2 protein-coding genes and 1 pseudogene are annotated in these 2,635 nt (G+C 59.9%); all 3 read left to right on the top strand.

Annotation, left to right across the window (positions count from 1 at the left end):
• On the top strand, nt 1-821 hold an 821-nt coding region (locus ACXJL8_RS38620), incomplete at its 5' end, for an acyltransferase family protein (protein WP_456686774.1).
• Nucleotides 822-858: 37 nt separating this feature from the next.
• Nucleotides 859-2,025 carry an acyltransferase family protein gene (locus ACXJL8_RS38615; protein WP_456686773.1) on the top strand — a complete coding sequence of 389 codons (1,167 nt, stop codon included), beginning with the start codon at nt 859-861 and terminating at the stop codon, nt 2,023-2,025.
• Between the two features lie 300 nt (nt 2,026-2,325).
• A pseudogene (locus ACXJL8_RS38610) lies at nt 2,326-2,635 on the top strand (hypothetical protein); the annotation flags it as partial.

The following is a 2,635-nucleotide window of genomic DNA, read 5'->3' as shown; positions in this document are numbered from 1 at the left end:
CGTTCGAGGTCAACAACGCGTATTCGTTCGTTCTGAACGTGTTCCTGCTGCATTCGCTCGGATTCCTCGACTATTTGAACTGGAATGCGCCGAGCTGGAGCATCAGCGTCGAGTTCTATACCTACCTGGTGTTCGGATTGGTCGTACTCGGCGCGCAACGGCTTGGCTCGCTTCGATGGCTCTATGTTTCGGCGGCTGTGCTTTCCGTTGCGAGCTGGCTGGCGCTCGCGGTGTGGATCGGCAGGGAGGAAATCGGCGCGCAGTACGATTTCGGCATTCTGCGCTGCTTCACGAGCTTCTTTCTCGGCGTGCTCACGGTGAAGGCGGTATCCTACGTGCCGCGCACGATCAGCCCGGCGGTCAAAGGCGCTATCCAGTTCGCCGCGTTGCTCGTTGCCCTGGTGAACGTCTGCTTCATCGAGGCCTGGCCCTGGATCAGCTACCTCACGCCCCTGACATTTGCGGTCTTCCTGGGATCCTTGCTCGCGTTTCCGGATGCGGCAGTCGTGCCTCGCGTGCTGGTGATGAAGCCCCTGGTCTGGGTCGGCAAGCGCTCCTATTCGATCTACATGGTGCATGCGTTCGTCATCCTGCTCGCCGAGTACGGCCTCAGGGCATTTGGACATCGGCCGATCGCCTGGCTCGAATCGATTTATCCCGGTCTGCCGGCGACGCTGAACCTGTTCGTTTTGATCGCGGTGGTGCTGGTGGCGTCGGACTTCACCTATCGTCGGGTCGAACTTTCGGGCGGCAAGCTCGTCCGGCGCTGGTTCGAGGGCAACCGGTTCTTTGCCGCCGCGCCCGCGACGCGTTCCACGTGAGGCCGAAGTCGGGGCGACCTCGGGCAGATCATAGCTGGTGCCGGCGAACCTGGACTCGAAGAGGGAAAGAAAATTGTCTCAATCTCGGGTGACATTGCGCTCGCTCCAGTGCGGACGCGGCCTGGCTGCCCTCATGGTCGTCATCTATCACACGTCGGTGATCTTTCGCGTGCCGACCTATTGGGGGGCCACGCCCTTTGGGGACGTGCCGAAGTTTCTGGATTCGGGCGTCGATTTTTTCTTTGTCCTGAGTGGCTTCATCATTCTGGACGCGCATTTGCGCGACATCGGTTCGCCCGCGCGCGTTGCGAACTACGTCTGGCGGCGAGCGGTCCGCATCTATCCGCTCTATTGGGTGGTCTTCTGCGCCGTTCTGGTTCCGCTGTTGCTGACGAAGGCGGATGTTGATCTGCGCCGCATTGCGCTCGAGTTCTTCCTGCTGCCGGCATCGGGCTTGGTTCCAGATCAGAAGATCGTCGTCGTGTCGTGGACGCTTTGTTTTGAGGTCGCGTTCTACGCGATATTCGCGGCCGCGATCTTCAACAGGGCCTTGGGCATCCTGCTCGGCACGCTCTGGCTGCTGGCTGCGGTCTACTCCGTCGGCGAGACTGTTCCCGCGAAGTGGACCATTCTTTGTTCTCCATATCCGGTTCTGTTCCTGACCGGGATGATCGTCCGACAAGTGTGGAGTTCCGGGAAGTTCAACGTGCCGCTGGCTCCGACGTTTGGGCTCGGTATTGTCATCTTCGCGGCGGCGGCCATCACGCGGGTCAATGCGCTCGGAATTCCGGCCGGGCTCGTGCAGTGGTCGTACGGCGTGGGTGCGGGTTTGATCATACTGGCTGCGGTTGAGGCCGAGCGCCGTGGGTCGCTCGAATTTCCGCAATGGCTGACGAGAATTGGAGACGCGTCGTACAGCCTCTATCTCGTCCATTTCACCGTGCTCTCGGTGCTGGCCAAACTCATTGTTGCGACCAGCGTGTCCAAGGCGGTGCCGCTGCAGGTGCTCTTTGTTGGGATGGCGGTGGTAACCGTCGCCGTCGGGATGGCCGTTCATCTCGCTGTCGAGAAGCCGCTGCTGAAGCTCCTCGGACGCCGTCGTGCGCCCCTGCACCAATCTGCCGGGCCGTTCGCGGACGAGATCCGGGGGAGGGACCCCAGCCCGCAGGATCTGGCTCGCGAGGCCTATTCCACGGATCGATGAACGGGATTTTTGCTCATGCCGTCCAGGAGCTTCCGCGAGCCTTTAACGTTGAAATTGCTGAGTTTTACGGGTATGTTGCGTTGCAATAGACGAGGCGCTAGAGCATCGACCGCGTATTGGACGCCGAGGCGTCCCGTTCAAGATTGGCCGCTTTCAAGGGCGGCCGTTTCTTCGCAGATTTCTGGATGAATGGCAGGCAGCGTGGCATCGAGCGAACGAGATACTCCTATATCGATCGGGTTCTCACTCGAGGCGGTCGCGTTTTGCCTGTACGTCGTGCGGGACGCGTTTGCCGGCGCGATGAAATTCTACTTTGCGAAGCTTCACCTCGAGATTCTGTGGTTCTCGCCCGACTTCGTCGCGATTGTCTGCATTGCGCTGTTCATCAAGCGATGCATCATCGACAACGGGAGCATGATGGCGTTCCTCGTGTTCGGGCAGATCTGCGTCTCGCTCTTCATCGGCTTTTGGTTTCTCGGCAGCGCGACGGCGCTGTTGTCTTCGATCAAGATGATCTTTCCTCTGTTCGTGGGCTTTTGTTTCGCCGACCGGAATTTGGGCGAGTATCGTAATTCACTCAAGATCGTCACGGCCACGCTCTATCTGAGCC

The sequence above is a fragment of the Bradyrhizobium sp. P5_C11_2 genome (assembly GCF_054049755.1).
The sequence above is the reverse complement of the archived record's forward strand: the minus strand, read 5'-3'. Positions and strand labels throughout refer to the sequence as shown.